Raw genomic sequence first — 18,896 nt, 5'->3', positions numbered from 1 at the left:
TGCCAAAATTGAGTTAGCACTCAATGGCGAGGAGTGCTAATTTCTGCGCTCCTCGTAACTGGTTTTGTTGGTGCTGTAACCAAAACAAACCTGCCGAGAAGGGGCAAAGAATTGGCAAAAATTATTGCTTTTGACGAAGAAGCACGCCGCGGTCTTGAGCGTGGGCTGAACACCCTCGCTGACGCGGTTAAAGTGACCCTCGGCCCACGCGGTCGCAACGTTGTGCTTGAGAAAAAGTGGGGCGCACCAATCATCACTAACGACGGTGTTTCAATCGCTAAGGAGATTGAGCTTGACGATCCGTATGAGAAGATCGGCGCTGAGCTCGTTAAAGAGGTAGCGAAGAAGACCGATGACGTTGCCGGTGACGGCACCACAACAGCTACCGTTCTTGCGCAGGCGCTTGTGCGTGAGGGCCTACGAAATGTCGCTGCCGGTAGCGATCCAATCGCTATCAAGCGCGGTATTGAGAAGGCTGTTAACGCTGTTAACGCGAAACTGCTCGAGAACGCAACCGAGGTTGAGACCACAGAGCAGATCGCAGCTACCGCATCTATTTCAGCGGCGGATCCTGAGATCGGTGAGCTCATTGCGCAGGCGATTGACAAGGTCGGTAAAGAGGGCGTTGTCACCGTTGAAGAGTCAAACACCTTCGGCACCGAGCTGGAGCTGACCGAAGGTATGCGCTTTGACAAGGGCTTCCTCTCTGCATACTTCGTCACCGATGCAGATCGTCAGGAAGTTGTTTTCGAGGATCCATACATCCTCATCGTGAACAGCAAGGTGTCAAACATTAAGGATCTGGTGCCTGTTCTTGAGCAGGTTATGCAGTCTGGTAAGCAGCTTGTGATCATCGCTGAAGACGTTGAGGGAGAGGCTCTCGCAACTCTCGTACTGAACAAGATTCGCGGCGTTTTCAAGTCTGTCGCAGTGAAGGCACCAGGGTTTGGCGATCGCCGTAAGGCAATGCTGCAGGATATTGCGATCCTCACCGGCGGCCAGGTAATTTCTGAAGAGGTTGGCCTGAAGCTTGAGAGCGCAACCATCGATATGCTCGGCACCGCACGCAAGGTGATTATCACCAAGGATGAGACCACCATCGTGCAGGGTGGCGGCGAAGAAGATGCGATCGCAGGTCGTGTTGCGCAGATCCGCCGTGAGCTTGAGAACACCGACAGCGACTACGATCGTGAGAAGCTGCAGGAGCGTCTTGCCAAGCTTGCTGGTGGTGTGGCCGTTATTAAGGCTGGTGCAGCGACCGAGGTTGAGCTGAAGGAGCGCAAGCACCGCATTGAAGACGCCATCCGCAACGCTAAGGCAGCTGTTGAAGAGGGTGTGCTCCCCGGTGGTGGCGTTGCTCTAATCCAGGCTGGCACCGCTGTGTTCGACTCACTCAAGCTTGATGGTGACGAGGGCGTTGGAGTGCGTATCGTGAAGGCTGCTATCGAGGCGCCACTGCGTCAGATTGCAACCAACGCGGGTCTTGAGCCGGGCGTTGTTGTTGATCGCGTGTCACAGCTCGAATCAGGTTTCGGTCTGAACGCTGCAACAGGTGAATACGGCAACCTGGTTGAGCAGGGCATCCTCGACCCAGCTAAGGTGACCCGTTCAGCACTGCAGAACGCTGCATCTATTGCAGGTCTGTTCCTGACAACCGAGGCTGTTGTGGCTGAGAAACCAGAGCCAGCAGCTCCTGCTGCGGCTGACCCAGCTGCGGGTATGGACTTCTAGTCTCTTAAAGCAAATTTTGGGGCGGCAACCAAACTGGTTGCCGCCCCAAATATTATTTAGAAGCTTTAACCGAGTGGCTATTCGGCTGGCTCAACTACAAGCAGCACATGACCGTTGGGCACAGTTTGCCCGATCGGTGCATCAACCGAGTGCACAACGCCGTCGTGCGGCGCAAAAATAGACTGCTCCATTTTCATCGCCTCAAGCACAGCGACAAGCTCACCCTTGGTAACACGCTGCCCATCTTCGACAGGAACCTTCACAATGGTTGCCTGCATCGGTGCGGTAACGGCGTCGCTTGAAGCACCCCCAACCGCGCCCGAAGATTTGCGCTTTGGGGCGGGGCCGCGGGTGACCAACTGGTCGGCAAGCGGCAGCAGCGTCGTCGGCATCATCACTTCAACGCGTCGCCCGTCAACCTCAACAACCACGTTTTGCCGTTTCTGCGCAATCATATTCGGCTGCGACTCACCCTCCCAAGGATCGATGTCGTTATTGAATTCATTCTCGATCCATAGAGTGTAAACACCGAACTCACCGTTTTCAGCGGTGAATGCCGGCTCGTTCACAACCCTGCGATGGAAAGGCAGCACTGTTGGGAGACCCGCCACTTCAAATTCTGCAAGGGCCCGGCGGGCGCGCTCAAGAGCTTCTGCTCGAGTTGCGCCGGTCACGATTAGTTTGCCGAGCATGGAGTCAAAGGCGCCGCTAATTTCATCGCCGGCGGTCACACCCGTATCTACACGCACGCCCGGGCCTGATGCAGGAGTGAAGTGCGTGATAACACCCGGTGTGGGCAGGAAGCCTCGCCCGGCATCTTCGCCGTTCAGACGGAACTCAAAGGAGTGACCACTCGTTTTCGGATCGCTGTAGTCGATAACCCCGCCCTCGGCGATGCGGAACTGTTCACGCACCAAATCGATGCCTGTGACCTCTTCAGAGACGGGGTGCTCCACCTGCAGTCGGGTGTTCACCTCGAGGAAAGACACAGTGCCGTCTTTCGCAACCAAGAATTCACATGTGCCGGCACCCACATAGCCAACCTCACGCAGGATGGCTTTTGAAGAGTCATACAGGCGCTTAATTTGCTCATCAGTGAGGAAAGGAGCGGGAGCTTCTTCAACCAACTTTTGGTGGCGGCGCTGCAGTGAGCAGTCGCGAGTTGAGATTACAACCACATTGCCGTGCTGGTCGGCCAGGCACTGCGTCTCGACGTGGCGGGGCTTCTCAAGGTATTTTTCAACAAAGCACTCGCCGCGTCCGAATGCGGCTACGGCTTCGCGGGTTGCCGACTCAAACAGTTCAGCAACCTCTTCCCGTTTATAGGCGACCTTCAGGCCGCGCCCACCGCCACCGTAGGCGGCTTTAATCGCAATGGGAAGCCCAACCTCATCAGCAAAAGCGAGCACTTCCTCCGCATTTGCGACCGGATCGCTGGTGCCAGCAGCTAGCGGGGCACCCACCTTTTCGGCAACGTGTCTGGCCGACACTTTGTCGCCGAGCATATTGATTGCCTCCGGTGCAGGGCCTATCCAGGTTAGGCCGGCATCAATGACGGCCTGCGCAAAGTCAGCGTTCTCTGCCAAGAATCCGTAGCCCGGGTGCACCGCATCCGCGCCAGAGCGGCGAGCAACATCAAGAATCTTCTCAACCACTAGGTAGGTCTCAGCGCTTGTCGTCCCGTTTAGCGCGTAAGCCTCATCTGCCAGCTTCGCGTGCAGCGCATCGCGATCCTGATCGGCATAAACCGCGACAGAGGAAATGCCGCTATCGTGTGCGGCGCGAATAATACGGACTGCGATTTCACCGCGGTTGGCTACTAACACTTTGTGAATTCGAGACATGCCTTACAGTTTATACTCTGATTACTCCAATCAATAGCGTGGTTTCCCTGGCGAAAACCTACAAAATAGTTTGTGTTTCTGTCAGCGGTAGCTGCGGTATTGCTGCGCGTTATTCTGCTGCTAAACCGCCCCCAAGAGTAGGATTGACAGCATGATTAATGCAGAAGTTGTGGGGCGCAGGTATCCAGCAACGGCTCCGTATCTTGTTGGGCGCGAAAAAGTGCGCGAGTTTGCGCGAGCTGTAAAATCCGAGGCGCGCGTGCACTTTGATGTCGCGACAGCACAGGCAGCCGGTTTTCAAGATGTGGTGGCGCCACCAACTTTTGCGGTGGTGATTCAAGACTTCACTCTGCAACAGCTGCTCGCAGACGAAGAAGCTGGCGTTGATTTTTCACATGTTGTGCACGGTGACCAGCGTTTTACCTACACCCGTCCGATCGTTGCGGGTGATGAGCTAACTGCGCAGATGACGATAACTGATGTGAAATCACTCGGCGGTAACTCTATGATCACCGCAACCAGTGAGATCGCCGATGCCAATGGTGACCATGTCGTGACTGCGATTTCTACTCTCGTAGTGAGGGGAGCTGAATAATTATGACCGACTCACCAAAGTTTGCAGAGCTTACAGTTGGCTCTGTTATCGCGGAACGAAGCTACCATCTGACGCGTGACTCTCTGGTGCGCTATGCAGGAGCTTCAGGTGACTTTAACCCGATCCACTATCGCGATGATGTTGCACAAGAGGTTGGGCTTCAGGGTGTGCTCGCCCACGGTATGCTCACGATGGGTGTTGCCACCACGCCGGTCGCTGAGTGGCTGGGTGACGCCGGCGTAATTCTTGACGCCCAAGCACGATTCACACGCCCTGTGTGGGTTGACGCTGAATCTGGCGCAACCGTTGAGGTGAAGATAGCTGTGAACGCACTCGATCCTGATGCGCGCACAGCACAGTTTAAAATTGACACCTATTTCGAGGGTAAAACAGTGCTTGTGAAGGCTCTCGTGCTGGTGCAATTCTTTGAGACAGATTCGCCGCGTCAGGTCTCCAATTAAATGCCTGATCCAACAGAAGAAATTGCTGCAATAGTTGCGAGCCGGGGTGAGCCTGAGCGCTACTCCGATGACCTTCCGTCAGCAGCGCCAGAGCCTGCGGCTACTGCTGACGAGCGAGAGCATGTCAGCATGCCGCAGCCCGCGGCACAAGATACCCCCGACGGGCAGACGCCGACCGACTTTGCAAGCCTTACAACAATGCAGGTCGGCGGTAAATTTGCGCAGCTTCTGGTGGCGCGCACCGCTTTCGAACTGGCTGCGCACGCGGCTGGGCTCTGGGAGTCGGAAGATTCGTGGCTGCTCTTGGGTGGCGGTTCGAACACTATTGTTGCGGACTCGGGCTATCCCGGCTCGGTGCTGTTGGTGCGTAATACCGGTATTGCAGTTGTGGCAGACGACAATCTGCCAGAAAACAAAGTCAGAGTGCGTGTGCAGGCCGGTCAGGATTGGGATGAGCTTGTCGCCTGGTCTGTTGCGCAGGGCTATGCGGGTATTGAAATGCTCTCTGGGATCCCGGGTCTTGCCGGCGCCGCTCCCGTGCAAAATATTGGCGCATACGGCGGCGAGCTAGCAAACACACTGCACTCTGTTGAACTTTATGAGCGTGATCTCGCAGCTGTGCGTCGTTTACCGGCAGCGGAGCTGCGGCTTGCATACCGTGATTCTATTCTGAAACAGGGATACGAAGCAGTCGTGCTGTCGATCGACCTGGTGCTCGATGCGAGCCGGGACAACAGCACCGCGGAAGGGCAGCCGCTGAGCGCACCAATTATCTTCCCGCAGCTTGCAAAGGCACTCGGTGTGAAGCTCGGTGCCCAGGTGCCGCTGCGAGAGGTGCGTGACACTGTGCTGCGTGTGCGGGCTGAAAAAGGCATGGTGCTTGATCCGCAAGATCCGAACAGTGTATCGGCAGGATCGTTCTTTATGAACCCGATCGTGAGCGAGCAGTTTGCGCGCACCCTGCCACCGCACGCGCCGCGATTCCCGGTTGATGCGGAGGAAGCCAGCGATACTGTAACCACCTTTGATGCAATCCGCGACGGCCAGCTGCCACCGCTGCCAGACTACGACTCGGGTGAAAGGCGGGTGAAACTGTCAGCCGCTTGGTTAATCGAGAATGCTGGCATTAAGAAGGGTTTCCGCCTGCCCGGCTCAAAAGCTGCAATATCTGATAAGCACACCCTAGCAATTACAAACCGGGGCGGTGCGACCGCCGCTGAAATCGGTGAGCTTGCCCGCTATGTTGTGAGCATGGTGCAGGCCGAATTTGGTGTCGTGCTTGCCCCTGAACCAAATATTTACGGGATCGAAATCTGATGACGCTCAAAGACGTTAGTGTGCGCAAGGCTCGCACAGGAGATGTGCCGAGAATTCTCGAGGTAATGCAGCCGCTGGTTGAAAACAGGATTCTGTTGGGTAAGGATCCGGTGACCGTGTATGAGACAATTCAGCAGTTTTATGTTGCAGAAGATGCCAGCGGAGAGCTGCTAGGTTTCGGTGCGCTGCACGTCATGTGGGAGCACCTTGGTGAGGTGCGCACGCTCGCAGTTGTGCCAGAGGCGTTGGGCAAAGGTGTTGGGCACGCTTTGGTTGAGCGGATCGAAGCTGATGCTATCGAGCTGGGTCTCAAACAGCTTGTGTGCCTAACATTTGAGGTGGAGTTTTTTGCCCGGCACGGTTTTCAAGTGCTGCCCGCAGAACCGGGAGAGTTTGTTGCTGAAGCCTATGAGGTGCTTTTAAGCTCGCGAGATGAGGGCGTCGCCGAATTCTTGGATCTTGCGCGGGTGCGCCCCAACACACTCGGCAACACACGCATGGTGAAGACGGTGGCGCAGTGACCGACATCATAGACAGTAAACCCACTCGCAAAACCTTTCGAAGACGGCGATTAATGGTGGCCGCTATTGTTGTTTCGCTTGCGGCGCTTGCTGTTTTCCTAATCACCGGCCGTTTTTCACTCGGACCGACAGCACGCAATGAAGTAACGCTGTTAGACGGCTTGGTTGACACATCTGCGCCGCGCAATTCCGCTGCCAACGCGGAAGCAACCGAGTGCGGAGCAGGCGATCTCGAGCTGCTACCTGTGACCGATAAAAATAGTTACGGCCCGGGCGAGCTGCCGAAGCTGTCGCTGACGCTAGAAAACACCGGAAAAGCGACATGCTACTACGACGTTGGCACCAGTCAGATGATATTTGAGATCTCGTCAGGCGCAGAAATGGTGTGGCTTTCGACACACTGCCAAACTGAGGCGGATCATCGACTCGTGCTTTTAAAACCAGGGCAGAAGGTTGAAAGCGCGCCACTTGAGTGGCAGCGCCAGCGCTCGACCGAAGACACCTGTAACGATGATCGGCCGGATGCGATTGCCGGTGGAGCGGCCTACCATTTGCGGGTGGGCTTGGGGGAGCTGCCCGGGAAAAGCTCAGTACAGTTTCTGCTGTATTAACCGTTACCCGTAAATTAGCCTCTTTAGTTAACCCAGAGTAGGATAGGGGTGAGCCTGAGAGGATCTGAATGAACAGCCAATCTAAGCCAAGTTCACACGGCAAAGGTGCGCTCGCTGGTGTGCGCGTTGCAGATTTCTCACGGGTGCTCGCAGGCCCCTATGCAACTATGATGCTTGCGGATCTGGGCGCGGACGTTATAAAAATTGAAAGCCCCGCAGGTGACGGCACCAGACAGTGGACGCCGCCGGTTAACAAAGCTGGGCAGGCAACCTACTTTGTGAGCGCCAACCGTGGTAAGCGTTCGATCGCGCTCGACCTGAGCAATGCTGCAGACCTAAAAATTGCGCGCGAACTTGCAGAAACCGCAGACGTTGTTATTGAAAACTTTAAGCCCGGCACAATGGCAAAATTTGGCCTTGACTACAAGACGCTCGCCGCAAAAAATCCACGGCTTGTGTATGCATCAATTTCCGGCTTTGGCGACGGCAAAGGCGCGGGCCTGCCCGGTTACGATCTGCTCGTGCAGGCCGTTGGTGGCCTGATGAGCATCACCGGCAGCCCAGAGAGTGAACCAAATAAGGTTGGTGTCGCGATGGTTGACATCATCACCGGTTTAAATGCAGTTATCGGCATACAAGCCGCCCTCCGGGCGCGTGACACTGCTGGCAGCGAGGTTTACGGTCAGGGGCAGCACGTGAAACTGTCACTGCTCACCTCCCTGCTGTCAGCGCTGAGCAACCAGGCATCCTCAACCCTTGAAACAGGCACTTCGCCGCGACGCATGGGTAATGCTCACCCGTCAATCGCCCCCTACGAAACGTTTGCGGCAGCAGACCAGACCATCGCGCTCGCAGTGGGCACAGACGCGCAATTTAACCGACTTGTTGAGGTGCTTGGCAAACCGGAGCTCGCATCTGACGAGAGGTTTAAGACCAATGCTTCTCGCGTTGCGCACCGCGCAGAGCTGCGCCTCTTACTTGAGGGCGCTCTGCTGGCGAACACCGCAGAGCATTGGGTGAGTGAGCTTGAAAAACAGCAGGTGCCAGCAGGTCGCGTCAACACTGTTGGGCAGGCGTTTGATTACGCCACAGCGCTCGGCCTGAATCCAATTGCGTCTTTGACAGGAATCGCACCAGACGGCACCGCAGTTGAGGTGCCAACGGTTGCCAACCCGATCCACCTTTCTAAAACACCTGCCAGCTACCATCTGGCTCCACCAAAACTAGCTGAACACCAAGGTTGCACCTGGCTCGACGTTGAGTAGAACCAAGCACACACCTGCACCAAAATAGGAGGCACTAATGAGCACCATTGACGATCTATTCGACGTCTCAAATCTTGTCACGACAGAAGAGCGCGAGTGGCAGTTAAAAGCACGCGAATTTGCGCAGACCAAGATCGCTCCGATTATCGATCGCGATTTTGAGGATCGCCGCCTCCCGGTTGAGCTTGTCTCGGAGGTGGGCGAGCAGGGCTTCTTCGGAATGTACATGAACGGCTACGGTCTGGCCGGTGCTTCGTCAGTTGCTTACGGCCTGGTGGCGATGGAGTTTGAGGCTGTTGACTCCGGCTTCCGCACCATGCTTAGTGTGCAGGGCTCTCTCGCAATGGGCGCAATCTACAAGTTCGGATCAGAAGAGCAGAAACAGACTTGGCTGCCAAAGATGGGTAAGGGGCAGGCTGTTGGCTGCTTCGGGCTCACCGAACCACAGGGGGGCAGCGATCCGAACACTATGATTACAACCGCGCGCCGAGACGGTGACGAGTGGGTGCTCAACGGTAAGAAGCGCTGGATCGGGCTGGGCACAATCGCTGATGTTGCCGTCATCTGGGCGAAAGATGAAGAAGGTGTTGTGCGCGGTTTTGTTGTGCCGACCGACACTCCGGGATATGCGGCGCAGGCAATCGAAAATAAACTTTCGATGCGCGCTTCACTACAGACTGAAATTACCCTCACCGATCTGCGTCTACCAGCTGACGCTGTAATGCCTAATGGGCAGGGTCTGTCGGCGCCGTTTAAGTGTCTGAATGAGGCCCGTTACGGCATCGCTTGGGGTGTTATGGGTGCTGCCCGCAACTGCCTTGAGGTTGTGGTTGAGCGCGTTCAAACACGTGAGACTTTTGGGGAGCCAATTGGCGCGAAGCAGCTTGTGCAGGGCAAGCTCGCCGATTGCTTTGTTGAGTATGAGAAGGGTCTTTTGCTTGCGCACTACCTCGGCAGTTTGAAGGATGCGGGCAAGCTGCACCACAACCAGATTTCAGTGGGCAAGCTTAATAACGTGCGTGAGGCGATCAAGATCGCTTCAACCTGTCGCGCACTGCTCGGCGGTGACGGTATCACCAGCGATTTTCCGGTTATGCGCCATATGGCAAACCTCGAGTCGGTGCGCACCTACGAAGGCACCGATGAGGTGCATCAGCTCATTTTGGGTCGTGCGCTCACCGGCCTCGCAGCGTTTTAATCCTGGCACAGCGCAAAATTGGTGGGGCTCTCGAGCGCGGATCTGTGCTGAACAGCTCCGCCAATTTTGCGAATCTAAAAACTAGAAAGAGTCAAAATGGTTGCAAAAACTCCAATCAAGGTTGCGGTTACCGGCGGTGCGGGTCAAATTGGTTACGCGCTGCTTTTTCGGATCGCAGCAGGTGAAATGTTTGGCCCCGACCAGCCGGTAGAGATTTCGGTGCTGGAGGTGCCTGCGGCTGTCGAAAAAGTTGCGGGCGTGGCAATGGAGCTTGCTGATTGCGCCTTTCCGCTGTTAGCTGATGTGCGGTGGAGCGCAGATGCCGAAGCAGCGTTTGACGGAGTGAACCATGCCCTGCTGGTTGGGGCTAAGCCGCGCGGGCCGGGTGAGACGCGAGCTGATCTGTTGGCTGCGAACGCAAAGATTTTTGCGAGCCAGGGGCGGGCGCTGGCGGCAGCAGCCGCAAAAGATGTGAAGGTGACAGTAACGGGTAACCCGGCAAACACAAATGCGCTGACAGTGCTTGCGACCGGGGCGGGTCTTGACCCAAAGAACGTCACAGCGCTGACCCGTCTCGATCACGACCGTGCTATTGCGCAGCTTGCCGCGAAACTTGAAGTTTCACCTGGGGCGGTTAAGCGCATGACAATCTGGGGCAACCATTCAGACACCCAGGTGCCGGATTTGGCGCACACACTTGTGAACGATCGTGCAGCGCTCGAGCAGGTAGATGCGAACTGGGTGGCAGACGAGTTTCGCCCGACTGTGGCAAAGCGCGGTGCCGCCATAATTGCGGCGCGTGGAGCCTCATCTGCCGCCTCAGCTGCAAATGCAACCATCGCACATGTGCGTGACTGGGTGCTGGGCACGGCTGCTGACGATTGGGTTTCTATGAGCGTTGTCTCTGACGGCTCTTACGGTGTGCCAGAAGGGCTCGTGAGCTCCTTCCCGGTCACTACCGCTAATGGTGAGTGGCAGATCGTTAAGGATCTTGACGTGTCAGAGGAAACACTCAACTTGATAGCGGCCTCAGCCAGAGAGCTTGACGCAGAGCGTCAAGCTGTGCGCGAACTGGGTCTTATCGACTAGTTGAGACCTAGACAACTTCGCTGCGGTCGAAAGCGTTAAGGCTGAAACCCTGCGCCACAATCTGTGCTGCCCACTCTTTTGCTGAGTGGAGAGAATGATCCCGATAGTTGCCGCACGACTCAGCTGTTGTTCCTGGCACATCGGCCCATTCGATCCGCTCTGCAATAGTCGTGAGTGAGTAGCGAATTGCCTCAGCAACTTCACGCACTGTTGGCTCTCCCCAAACCATGAGATGGAAACCGGTGCGGCACCCAAACGGAGAGATGTCTATTACGCCGGCAAGACGTGTGCGCAGCAAACCTGCGATTGTGTGTTCTATTGTGTGCAGACCTGCGGTTGGAATTTCCTGCTCATTTGGTTGCACTAAGCGCACATCGAAGTTGCTGATTGCATCACCTTTCGGGCCGTGCTCTACGCCGATCAAGCGAATATACGGAGCTTTAACAGCGGTGTGATCCAACTCGAAGCTCTCTACCTGTGCAAGTTGCAGTTCCTTGTTTTCAGACATGCGAATATTGTATGCGCTATTGGTGCGTATCTGCGGAGAGATTACGGCAAATTGCAGGCCGGTAGAAACTCATAGCATGCCAAGCTAGGCTGGAATGGTCGCTGAAATATGCTGTCGGCGCATAACTAGATTGGATTTATTTTGGCTTCCGCACTTTCTACGCTGCTCGTTTTCGCGCACCAAGATGAGGCGTCTGCGTTTACAGATCTGCCACACCTAGTAACGGGTGTGGGAAAGGTAAACGCTGCTGTAGAGCTGGCATTTGCGCTGCATCAGGCGGCAGTTAGTGGTAACCCATATCAGCGAGTTATTGTGCTTGGCACCGCCGGCATTGTGGGGCGTGAGCACGATCTCGACACGGTGGTGCAGATAACGCGGGCTGTGCAGCATGACTTTCCGCTGCCGAGCCCGGAGGTTGCAATTACCAACAGCCCGAAATGGGAGGCGACAGCAGCTATCGCCACCGGTGATGAGTTTGTCAGCACTGACGAGAAGCGCCGTGAAATAGTCTCGCTCGGTGCTTCGCTGTGCGACATGGAGATTTACGCCTATGCGCGCATCACCGACAGGTTTGGGGTGCCTCTTGAGGTGTATAAGGTGCCCAGCGACTTTGCTGACGAGGCTGCAGTTGCTGAGTGGGATGAAGTGGTTTTCTTAAAGAGTCAGCAGCTGCGCAAATTTTACGATGAGAAGCTCAGCGCTGCTGCCTCAGAAAAATAGCCAAAATGATCGTTAATGATTATTTGGAGTTTCAAGTAATCATGAACTATCATTTTTACTATGAATGAACAAGCAAAGGCGCTCGGCGCATGGATGGACGCAGAACTGCGTACCCAGCCAGACAACTGGCAAACCGCTGTTGATCTTGTTAGCAAGGTCAACCTCCCGAAAAAGGGCGAACGTCTCGCAATTATTGCGTGCGGCACACCAAGCTTTATTGGCGAAAGCTATGCGAAGATTCGTGAGGCCGCTGGTTTCGGTGAGACCGACAGCTTCCTCGCAACCGAAGCAAAGCTTGATCGTCCTTACGACCGTGTGCTCGCTATCACACGCTCGGGAACCACAACAGAGGTGCTAGAAGCCATCGAGCGTGTGCGCGGGCGAATTCCGGTTACCGCAATTGTGGGGGATCCAAACACCCCTATTGTTGACATAGTTGATGAGCTGATTCCGCTGCCGTTCGCGGATGAGCAGTCGGTTGTGCAAACCAGATTTGCCACCACAGCGCTCGCGCTGCTGCGTGCACACACCGGTGAAAACCTTGATAAAGCGATCGCTGACTGTGCGCAGGTGCTGAGCGAAGAAGTAGATCAAGACTTAGTGACAGCAGAGCAAATCGCGTTCCTCGGCCGCGACTGGACTATCGGTCTCGCGCACGAAGCCGCGCTAAAGAACCGTGAAGCGTCGCAATCGTGGTGCGAGTCTTATTCAGCAATGGATTACCGCCACGGCCCAATCTCAATCGCAAACAAGAACCGCGCCACCTGGATGCTCGGTGTTGCGCCGGAGGGTCTGCGCGCACAGGTTGAAGCGCTTGATGCAAAATTCATTGAGCGCCCAGAGCTTGACCCGATGGCGAGCCTTGTAGCTACACACATGGTTGCAGTTGAACGTGCTCGCCACCGCGGGCTTGACGCTGATAAACCGCGCGGCCTGACCCGTTCAATCATTCTCGAACCATAGGTGGTAGCGGTGGCAGCTCGTGAGAGGCTCTTCGGCCAAGGCCCGGTTGTGCTCGCATTTGATGTGGGTGGCACCGATGTGAAGCGTGGCTGGGTCGATGCTGAGGGCAGTCTGCACGAGCTGCAAACCGTCCCAACACCTGTTGCAGGCGGTGCTGAGGCGATCATTGAACTTGCCGCCGAAACCCTGCAGCAGGTGCCTGAGGCACGCGGATTTTCAATGGTTGTGCCGGGCATCGTAGACTCTGCAAGCGGTATCGCTCACAGTTCGGTTAACCTCGGCTACCGTGATGTGCCCTTTCGCCAGCTGCTTCAGACACGCCTGCAGCTGCCTGTGTTTTTCGGGCACGACGTCGCTACCGCCGGTTATGCCGAGCACGTTTTCGGCGCTGCCAAAGGAGTTGACAGCAGCGCGGTGATAACCGTTGGCACAGGTATTGCCGCTGCGCTCATAATCGCAGGAGAGCCGGTCACCAGCCGCGGTTGGGCGGGCGAGTTGGGGCATGTGCAAATAGCTGACGGCCCCGCCTGCGGGTGCGGCGCTCTGGGCTGTCTAGAAACAATTGCAAGCGCAGCCGCAATTGCCCGCCGCTACAGCGAGCTCTCGGGTAACACAGTGCCCGGTGCCCGTGAGGTGTTAGAGAGCATGCAACAGGGGGATCCGCAAGCCGCTGAGGTTTGGGAGAGCGCGTTAGACGCACTCGCCCAGGGGATCCAAATCACAGCAGGGCTGCTTGGAGTCGAACGGGTGGTTATCGGTGGCGGCTTAGCGCAGGCCGGTGACAATCTCATAGTTCCGCTGCGGGAAAAAGTGCGACAGCGCACCACCGTTACCAAGCTTCCTGAGATAATTCTCGCTAGCCTAGGTGCAAAAGCTGGAATTATCGGCTCACTGTTGCGAGCCAGAGAGATTACAAAACAATGATTATCACACTGACACCAAATCCGGCGCTCGATCTCACCTACCGCCTCGATGCTCTACAGTTTGGCGAAAGTCATCGCACAGCCCCAGCTTTAGAACGGGCCGGCGGTAAGGGTCTAAACGTTGCCCGTATTCTGCACGGTGAAGGGCAGCCGGTGCGGGCGATAGCTCCCCTTGGTGGCCGGCGTGGCCTAGCGATCTACGACCTACTCTCTGCCGCAGGTATCGACACCGACGTTGTTCCGATTGCTGCAGAAACCCGTCGCACAATCGCAATTGTGACCGACGACGATACAACAAACATTAATGAGGAAGGCCCTGCGCTCTCTAGCTCAGAATGGGGTGCGCTCGAATCTGTTATAACCGGAGCACTGCCCGGCGCTCGAGTGCTTGTGTGCAGCGGATCCCTGCCGCAGGGCACCCCGGGTGATTTCATTCCAAAACTCATCAGCGCCTGCAAAGCAGTTGGTGTGCGCACCATCGTAGATGCTGCGGGGGAGGCACTGCTGGCAGCCTGCGCGGCCGGAGCCGATGTTGTCAAACCAAATGTCAGTGAGCTGCTTAATGCAACAAATATTGCGGATCCGCGCGAAGCAGCAGAGCATCTGCTCAACCTCGGCGCAAAATGCGTGGTTGCATCACTCGGCGAAAAAGGAATGGTGCTCTTCACCGCGGGTCACTCGCCACTGGCTGGCCGCCTGCCAGAGCCACTGGTTGGAAACACAACCGGGGCAGGGGATGCTGCGGTTGCCGCAATCGCCAAACACTTTGCTGAATCCGACTCACCGGACGCCGTTGCAATGCTCAAAGACGCAGTTGCCTGGTCGGCGGGAGCTGTGCTGGCTGAAGTCGCCGGTGAGATTGTTCACGACGCACAACTGACCGAAAAAATTATTCTCAATCAGCTAGAAAGCCATTAAATATGACTCTGCGCTCTACCTTTGATCTGCTCGCAGAAGCAACCGCCGCCAATAAGGGGCTGCCAGCTTTTAATGTGATTCACATTGAAACAGCTGAAGCGCTTGCCGCAGTAGCTGCAGATACCGGAATTCCTCTGATCCTGCAGATAAGTGAAAACTGCGCAAAATATCACGGCGAGTTTTCACCTATCGCGCTCGCAACTTTAGAGATCGCTAGACGCTCATCTGGCAATTTGGCGGTGCATTTGGATCACGCAACAAGCACTGAACTGTGCAAGGCGGCGATCGATCTTGGGTTCGGATCGGTGATGTATGACGGCGCTCATCTCCCTTACGATGAAAATGTCGCCCAAACCCAAGCGGTTGTGGCCTATGCGCACGAGCGTGGCGTGGCGGTTGAGGCAGAACTCGGTGAGATTGGCGGAAAAGACGGTGCTCATGCTCCGGGTGTGCGCACTGATCCGCAAGAAGCACAGGAATTTGCGACAGCAACAGGCGTTGACGCGCTCGCTGTTGCTGTGGGAAGCTCACACGCAATGGTTGATCGCACCGCGGCTCTCGACCATGAGCTAATCGCGAAGCTGCGACAGGCGGTGCCTGTACCGCTTGTTTTGCACGGCTCCAGCGGTCTGCCGGACAGCGAAATTGCTGCGGGTGTTAGGTCAGGGATGACGAAAATCAATGTTTCAACGCAGCTGGTAAAACTCTTTACCGCCGGTGTGCGTGAGTTTCTGCAGGATAACCCGACGGTGGTTGATTCAAGGAAATATATCGATGCAGGGCGCAAAGCGTTGACAGCAGAGGCGGCGCGTCTGGCGCAGATAATTGCGGGCTGATGACTAGCCGTGAAGATCGCCTAAATGGGATCCTAAAACTACTCTCGCAGCACGGCAACGTCACAGTTGAAGAAATTGTTGCGGCGCTGGGTGTGTCACCCGCCACCGTGCGGCGTGATCTTGACTCACTGCAGGAGCGCCGGTTGCTTGCCCGCACGCACGGCGGGGCAACAAAATTAGGGGCGGTAGACTACCGACTCTCGAGCCGCACTCCGGAAGGCGGGCAGGCCGCAAATATCGAAGCTGTTGCCGCAGCGGCGGTAAAACTAGTGCAGCCCGGCACCAGTATTGGGCTTTCCGGTGGGCGCACAACCAGTGCGATGGCGCGCTTGTTGGGAGCAGATGAACGGTTCACCGACGCAGGTTTGACAGTTGTTACAAACGCAATAAATATTGCGCAGGCGCTTGTCATTAGACCCTATATTCGGGTTGTGGTGTCTGGCGGGATGGTGCGGCAGGGATCCTATGAGCTGTCTGGCCCGTTTTCAGAATTAATTTTGCGGCAGATCACGCTTGATCAGGCGTTTATTGGAGTGAACGGTCTGGATCCTCTGCTTGGTGCAACGGTGAGCGCGGCACCCGAGGCGCCGATTAACCGGTTAATGGCGGAGCGCGCTAGCGAGAGTTGGGTCGTTTGTGACAGTTCTAAACTCGGGCAGCGCTCATTTGCTGTAATCGGGGAGCTGAAGCAGTTCACCGGTGTTGTGACAGATGGCAACGGCGATGCCAAGATCCTGCAGGATCTTGGCGTGGAGGATTTTATCGTGCAGGTCGCATAGTTGGATATAGTTAAGCAACCTCTAAACTTCCAATTGAATATGGTAATCACGAAACACAACGGATCGTCCGGCACGTACCTGCCGGTGTTTTAGGAGTAAAAATGGCAACAGTAACCTTCGATGGCGCTACACGGATTTACCCCGGTGGCGAGCATCCTGCGGTAGATAACTTTAATTTAGAGATCGCAGATGGTGAATTCCTGGTTTTGGTTGGGCCATCGGGCTGCGGTAAGTCAACCACGCTGCGCATGCTCGCCGGTCTGGAAGAGGTGTCACAGGGTCGCATTCTGATAGGTGATAAAGATGTCACCGAGCTCTCACCAAAAGACCGTGATATTGCGATGGTGTTTCAGAACTATGCGCTCTATCCGCACATGAGCGTGGCTGAAAATATGGCTTTCGCGCTGAAGATTGCTGGAGTTTCAAAAGAAGAGCGTGATCGCCGTGTGCGGGAGGCGGCTGAGCTGCTCGATCTCACTCCGTATCTTGACCGCAAACCAAAGGCGCTCTCTGGCGGTCAGCGTCAGCGTGTCGCGATGGGGCGCGCAATCGTGCGTGAGCCACAGGTGTTCCTGATGGACGAACCGCTTTCAAACCTGGATGCGAAGCTGCGTGTGCAGACCCGCACACAGATTGCGTCGCTCCAGCGGCGTCTCGGCGTGACCACTGTGTATGTCACGCACGATCAAACTGAGGCCCTGACGATGGGTGACCGTATTGCGGTTTTGAAAGATGGCGTGCTGCAGCAGGTGGGCACACCGCGTGATCTCTACGAAAACCCAGTAAACATGTTTGTTGCTGGTTTCATCGGCAGCCCAGCGATGAACCTGCTTGATCTGCCGTTCACAAACGGGGGAGTTGCTTTCGGCGATCATGTGCACCCGGTCGCGGCTGAGCAAATTGGCAACCGTGACAGCGTATTTGTTGGTGTGCGCCCGGAGGATCTCATTGTGAGCACCGAAAAACCGGGTTTGCGTGTGCGCGTAAATCTCGTTGAAGAGCTCGGCGCTGACGGTTATCTTTACGGCTCAATCGAAGCTGAATCTGATGCATACGCTGACGGCATCGGTGCCTCTGACAAGCATAAGCAAGTGGTGGCCCGTGTTGACGGTCGCACCCACCCAAAGACCGGCGATGTTGTCTACGTGCTTCCCAACCCTGCGCACGTGCATCTTTTTGATAAGGAAACTGAAACACGTATCGTCTAAGGTGCAACCGTGGAGAGGCTGTCGTGGCAGGAACAGGATCGTGTAACAGTGGCGCATAAGAGTGGATACTCAAAGTTCATAGTGCGAGCGCAGTCTCTCTACGGTGTGGCTGGTGTTGCTCCGCTGGCAGATGGCTGGTTTGCTGTTGCAGACGGGCGGGTGCTTGCTTGCGGATCGGGCCCGCTACCGGCTGAGCTGCCCGACGGTGGGGCCACGGCAGACCTGCCTGTGCTCGACTATTCGGATCGCATCATTGCGCCCGGGTATATTGATATTCACTGTCACGGTGCTGGCGGGTATGCTTTCGATCAGATCAGCGAAGCTGACGGTTTTGCGGCTGTGGCTGCGGCTAAGCGAGTGCACCAGCAGCACGGCACAACCAGGCAGATTTTGTCTTTGGTGACCGCCGATGTTGCCTCCCTTGAGGCGCGGTGTATGGCTGCTGCAGAGCTTTGTGAAATCGATCCGCATTTTTTGGGAATCCATCTTGAGGGGCCGTTCTTAGCTGTGCAAAAGTGCGGCGCGCACGATCCGAACCTTTTGATAGCGCCGAATCCTGAGCATGTGGAGCGCTTGCTGAAAGCAGCTGGTGGTTGGCTGCGGCAGGTCACCTTAGCGCCTGAGTTGCCGCACAGTGAGCAGGCTATTGCGGTGTTGAAAGAGGCAGGTGTTCGTGTTGCGGTCGGCCATACTGACTGCGATTTTGCCACTGCTGCGGGTGCTTTTGCTGCCGGAGCTAGCATACTAACCCACGCCTTTAATGGGATGAACGGACTGCAGCACCGTGCTCCGGGGCCGGTGGCGGCTGCCTTTGACGCTCAAGAGGTGGTGCTCGAAGTGATTGCAGACGGGCATCACGTGCACCCCCGAATGATACAGCTGCTGCATGAACAAGCTGCCGGTAGGGTTGCGTTGATTACTGATGCGATGTCAGCTGCTGGCATGCCGGACGGCCCCGCACAAATCGGCGAGCTGGCGGTTGCGGTTGTTGACGGTCTGCCGCGTCTGGTGCGTGAAGATGGCACGCTCGGATCAATCGCCGGCTCAACGCTGACGATGGAGCGTGCGGTGCAGGTTGCTGTTGCCTCGGGTTGGCCGCTTGCTGAAGCGATAGCTGCGGCAACTGTGATCCCAGCGCATGCAATTGGCGCGGCGGCGACGCACGGCTCTTTACAGCCCGGCTACGTGGCAGATTTTGTCGTTTTGAATGACAGCTTAGAGGTGCTTGAGACGTGGGTCTCAGGCGCCCAACTGACGAGCTAACGTCGCTGCCTTAACCGGTCACAGTAAATGGCGGTGACGGTGGGATTTACCACTGTGTAACTAAATTTTGTACTGAATTCAACTAATTCCATTACCACATAAACAGGAGAGCATAATGCCTATCAATTCCAAAAAACCTGACTCCA

Annotated in this window: 19 protein-coding genes; 17 read left to right on the top strand and 2 right to left on the bottom strand. The window is 56.0% G+C overall.

Annotated features, from left to right (window positions below):
* Window positions 1–111 precede the first annotated feature (111 nt).
* Window positions 112–1,731, top strand: a complete 1,620-nt coding sequence (gene groL, locus HCQ99_RS04020; RefSeq protein WP_166986011.1) for a chaperonin GroEL — start codon at window positions 112–114, stop codon at window positions 1,729–1,731.
* A 77-nt stretch (window positions 1,732–1,808) separates the two neighbouring features.
* On the opposite strand, the gene HCQ99_RS04015 is transcribed toward groL, so the two are convergent.
* Entirely contained in the window at window positions 1,809–3,575 is a 1,767-nt protein-coding gene (locus HCQ99_RS04015) for an acetyl/propionyl/methylcrotonyl-CoA carboxylase subunit alpha (RefSeq protein ID WP_166986008.1), read from the bottom strand.
* Between the two features lie 151 nt (window positions 3,576–3,726).
* On the opposite strand from HCQ99_RS04015, the gene HCQ99_RS04010 reads away from it, so the two are divergent.
* The 8 genes from HCQ99_RS04010 to HCQ99_RS03975 all read left to right on the top strand — a co-directional run bounded on the left by HCQ99_RS04010 (window position 3,727) and on the right by HCQ99_RS03975 (window position 10,632).
* On the top strand, window positions 3,727–4,170 hold the full coding sequence (locus HCQ99_RS04010; RefSeq protein ID WP_166986006.1) for an FAS1-like dehydratase domain-containing protein: 444 nt from the start codon (window positions 3,727–3,729) through the stop codon (window positions 4,168–4,170).
* 2 nt (window positions 4,171–4,172) lie between these two features.
* Entirely contained in the window at window positions 4,173–4,631 is a 459-nt protein-coding gene (locus HCQ99_RS04005; RefSeq protein ID WP_166986003.1) for a MaoC/PaaZ C-terminal domain-containing protein, read from the top strand.
* Window positions 4,632–5,948: a UDP-N-acetylmuramate dehydrogenase gene (locus HCQ99_RS04000; protein ID WP_341747199.1), complete on the top strand. Its 1,317-nt coding sequence runs from the start codon at window positions 4,632–4,634 to the stop codon at window positions 5,946–5,948.
* Entirely contained in the window at window positions 5,948–6,469 is a 522-nt protein-coding gene (locus tag HCQ99_RS03995; protein WP_166986000.1) for an amino-acid N-acetyltransferase, read from the top strand. The genes HCQ99_RS04000 and HCQ99_RS03995 overlap by 1 nt, the downstream gene beginning before the upstream one ends.
* Before the next feature lie 53 nt (window positions 6,470–6,522).
* Entirely contained in the window at window positions 6,523–7,080 is a 558-nt protein-coding gene (locus tag HCQ99_RS03990) for a hypothetical protein (protein ID WP_166985997.1), read from the top strand.
* 68 nt (window positions 7,081–7,148) lie between these two features.
* Window positions 7,149–8,345 carry a CaiB/BaiF CoA transferase family protein gene (locus HCQ99_RS03985; RefSeq protein ID WP_166985994.1) on the top strand — a complete coding sequence of 399 codons (1,197 nt, stop codon included), beginning with the start codon at window positions 7,149–7,151 and terminating at the stop codon, window positions 8,343–8,345.
* A gap of 37 nt (window positions 8,346–8,382) precedes the next feature.
* Complete coding sequence (locus HCQ99_RS03980) at window positions 8,383–9,543, top strand: acyl-CoA dehydrogenase family protein (RefSeq protein ID WP_166985991.1); 1,161 nt, start codon at window positions 8,383–8,385, stop codon at window positions 9,541–9,543.
* Window positions 9,544–9,639: 96 nt separating this feature from the next.
* Window positions 9,640–10,632 (top strand): malate dehydrogenase, encoded by a 993-nt coding sequence (locus tag HCQ99_RS03975; RefSeq protein WP_166985988.1) that lies wholly within the window; start codon window positions 9,640–9,642, stop codon window positions 10,630–10,632.
* Window positions 10,633–10,639: 7 nt separating this feature from the next.
* On the opposite strand, the gene HCQ99_RS03970 is transcribed toward HCQ99_RS03975, so the two are convergent.
* Window positions 10,640–11,140: an S-ribosylhomocysteine lyase gene (locus HCQ99_RS03970; protein ID WP_166985985.1), complete on the bottom strand. Its 501-nt coding sequence runs from the start codon at window positions 11,138–11,140 to the stop codon at window positions 10,640–10,642.
* 141 nt (window positions 11,141–11,281) lie between these two features.
* Here HCQ99_RS03970 and HCQ99_RS03965 point away from each other — a divergent pair, with 141 nt between their 5' ends.
* The 8 genes from HCQ99_RS03965 to nagA all read left to right on the top strand — a co-directional run bounded on the left by HCQ99_RS03965 (window position 11,282) and on the right by nagA (window position 18,750).
* On the top strand, window positions 11,282–11,860 hold the full coding sequence (locus HCQ99_RS03965; protein WP_166985982.1) for a nucleoside phosphorylase-I family protein: 579 nt from the start codon (window positions 11,282–11,284) through the stop codon (window positions 11,858–11,860).
* 60 nt (window positions 11,861–11,920) lie between these two features.
* Window positions 11,921–12,823 carry an SIS domain-containing protein gene (locus HCQ99_RS03960; RefSeq protein WP_166985980.1) on the top strand — a complete coding sequence of 301 codons (903 nt, stop codon included), beginning with the start codon at window positions 11,921–11,923 and terminating at the stop codon, window positions 12,821–12,823.
* A 9-nt stretch (window positions 12,824–12,832) separates the two neighbouring features.
* Window positions 12,833–13,747 carry an ROK family protein gene (locus HCQ99_RS03955; protein WP_166985977.1) on the top strand — a complete coding sequence of 305 codons (915 nt, stop codon included), beginning with the start codon at window positions 12,833–12,835 and terminating at the stop codon, window positions 13,745–13,747.
* The gene (locus HCQ99_RS03950; protein WP_166985974.1) at window positions 13,744–14,664 is read left to right on the top strand and encodes a 1-phosphofructokinase family hexose kinase; all 921 of its coding nucleotides are present in this window, start codon (window positions 13,744–13,746) and stop codon (window positions 14,662–14,664) included. The genes HCQ99_RS03955 and HCQ99_RS03950 overlap by 4 nt, the downstream gene beginning before the upstream one ends.
* Window positions 14,665–14,666: 2 nt before the next feature.
* On the top strand, window positions 14,667–15,500 hold the full coding sequence (locus HCQ99_RS03945) for a class II fructose-bisphosphate aldolase (RefSeq protein WP_166985971.1): 834 nt from the start codon (window positions 14,667–14,669) through the stop codon (window positions 15,498–15,500).
* Complete coding sequence (locus HCQ99_RS03940; RefSeq protein WP_166985968.1) at window positions 15,500–16,279, top strand: DeoR/GlpR family DNA-binding transcription regulator; 780 nt, start codon at window positions 15,500–15,502, stop codon at window positions 16,277–16,279. The genes HCQ99_RS03945 and HCQ99_RS03940 overlap by 1 nt, the downstream gene beginning before the upstream one ends.
* A gap of 101 nt (window positions 16,280–16,380) precedes the next feature.
* Window positions 16,381–17,487 (top strand): ABC transporter ATP-binding protein, encoded by a 1,107-nt coding sequence (locus tag HCQ99_RS03935; protein ID WP_166985965.1) that lies wholly within the window; start codon window positions 16,381–16,383, stop codon window positions 17,485–17,487.
* 9 nt (window positions 17,488–17,496) lie between these two features.
* On the top strand, window positions 17,497–18,750 hold the full coding sequence (gene nagA, locus HCQ99_RS03930) for an N-acetylglucosamine-6-phosphate deacetylase (protein ID WP_243854781.1): 1,254 nt from the start codon (window positions 17,497–17,499) through the stop codon (window positions 18,748–18,750).
* Window positions 18,751–18,896: the final 146 nt, after the last annotated feature.

The sequence above is a fragment of the Canibacter zhoujuaniae genome (assembly GCF_011752015.1).
GTDB classification, from domain to species: Bacteria; Actinomycetota; Actinomycetes; order Actinomycetales; family Microbacteriaceae; genus Canibacter; species Canibacter zhoujuaniae.
This window is presented reverse-complemented; position numbering and strand designations above follow the sequence as displayed.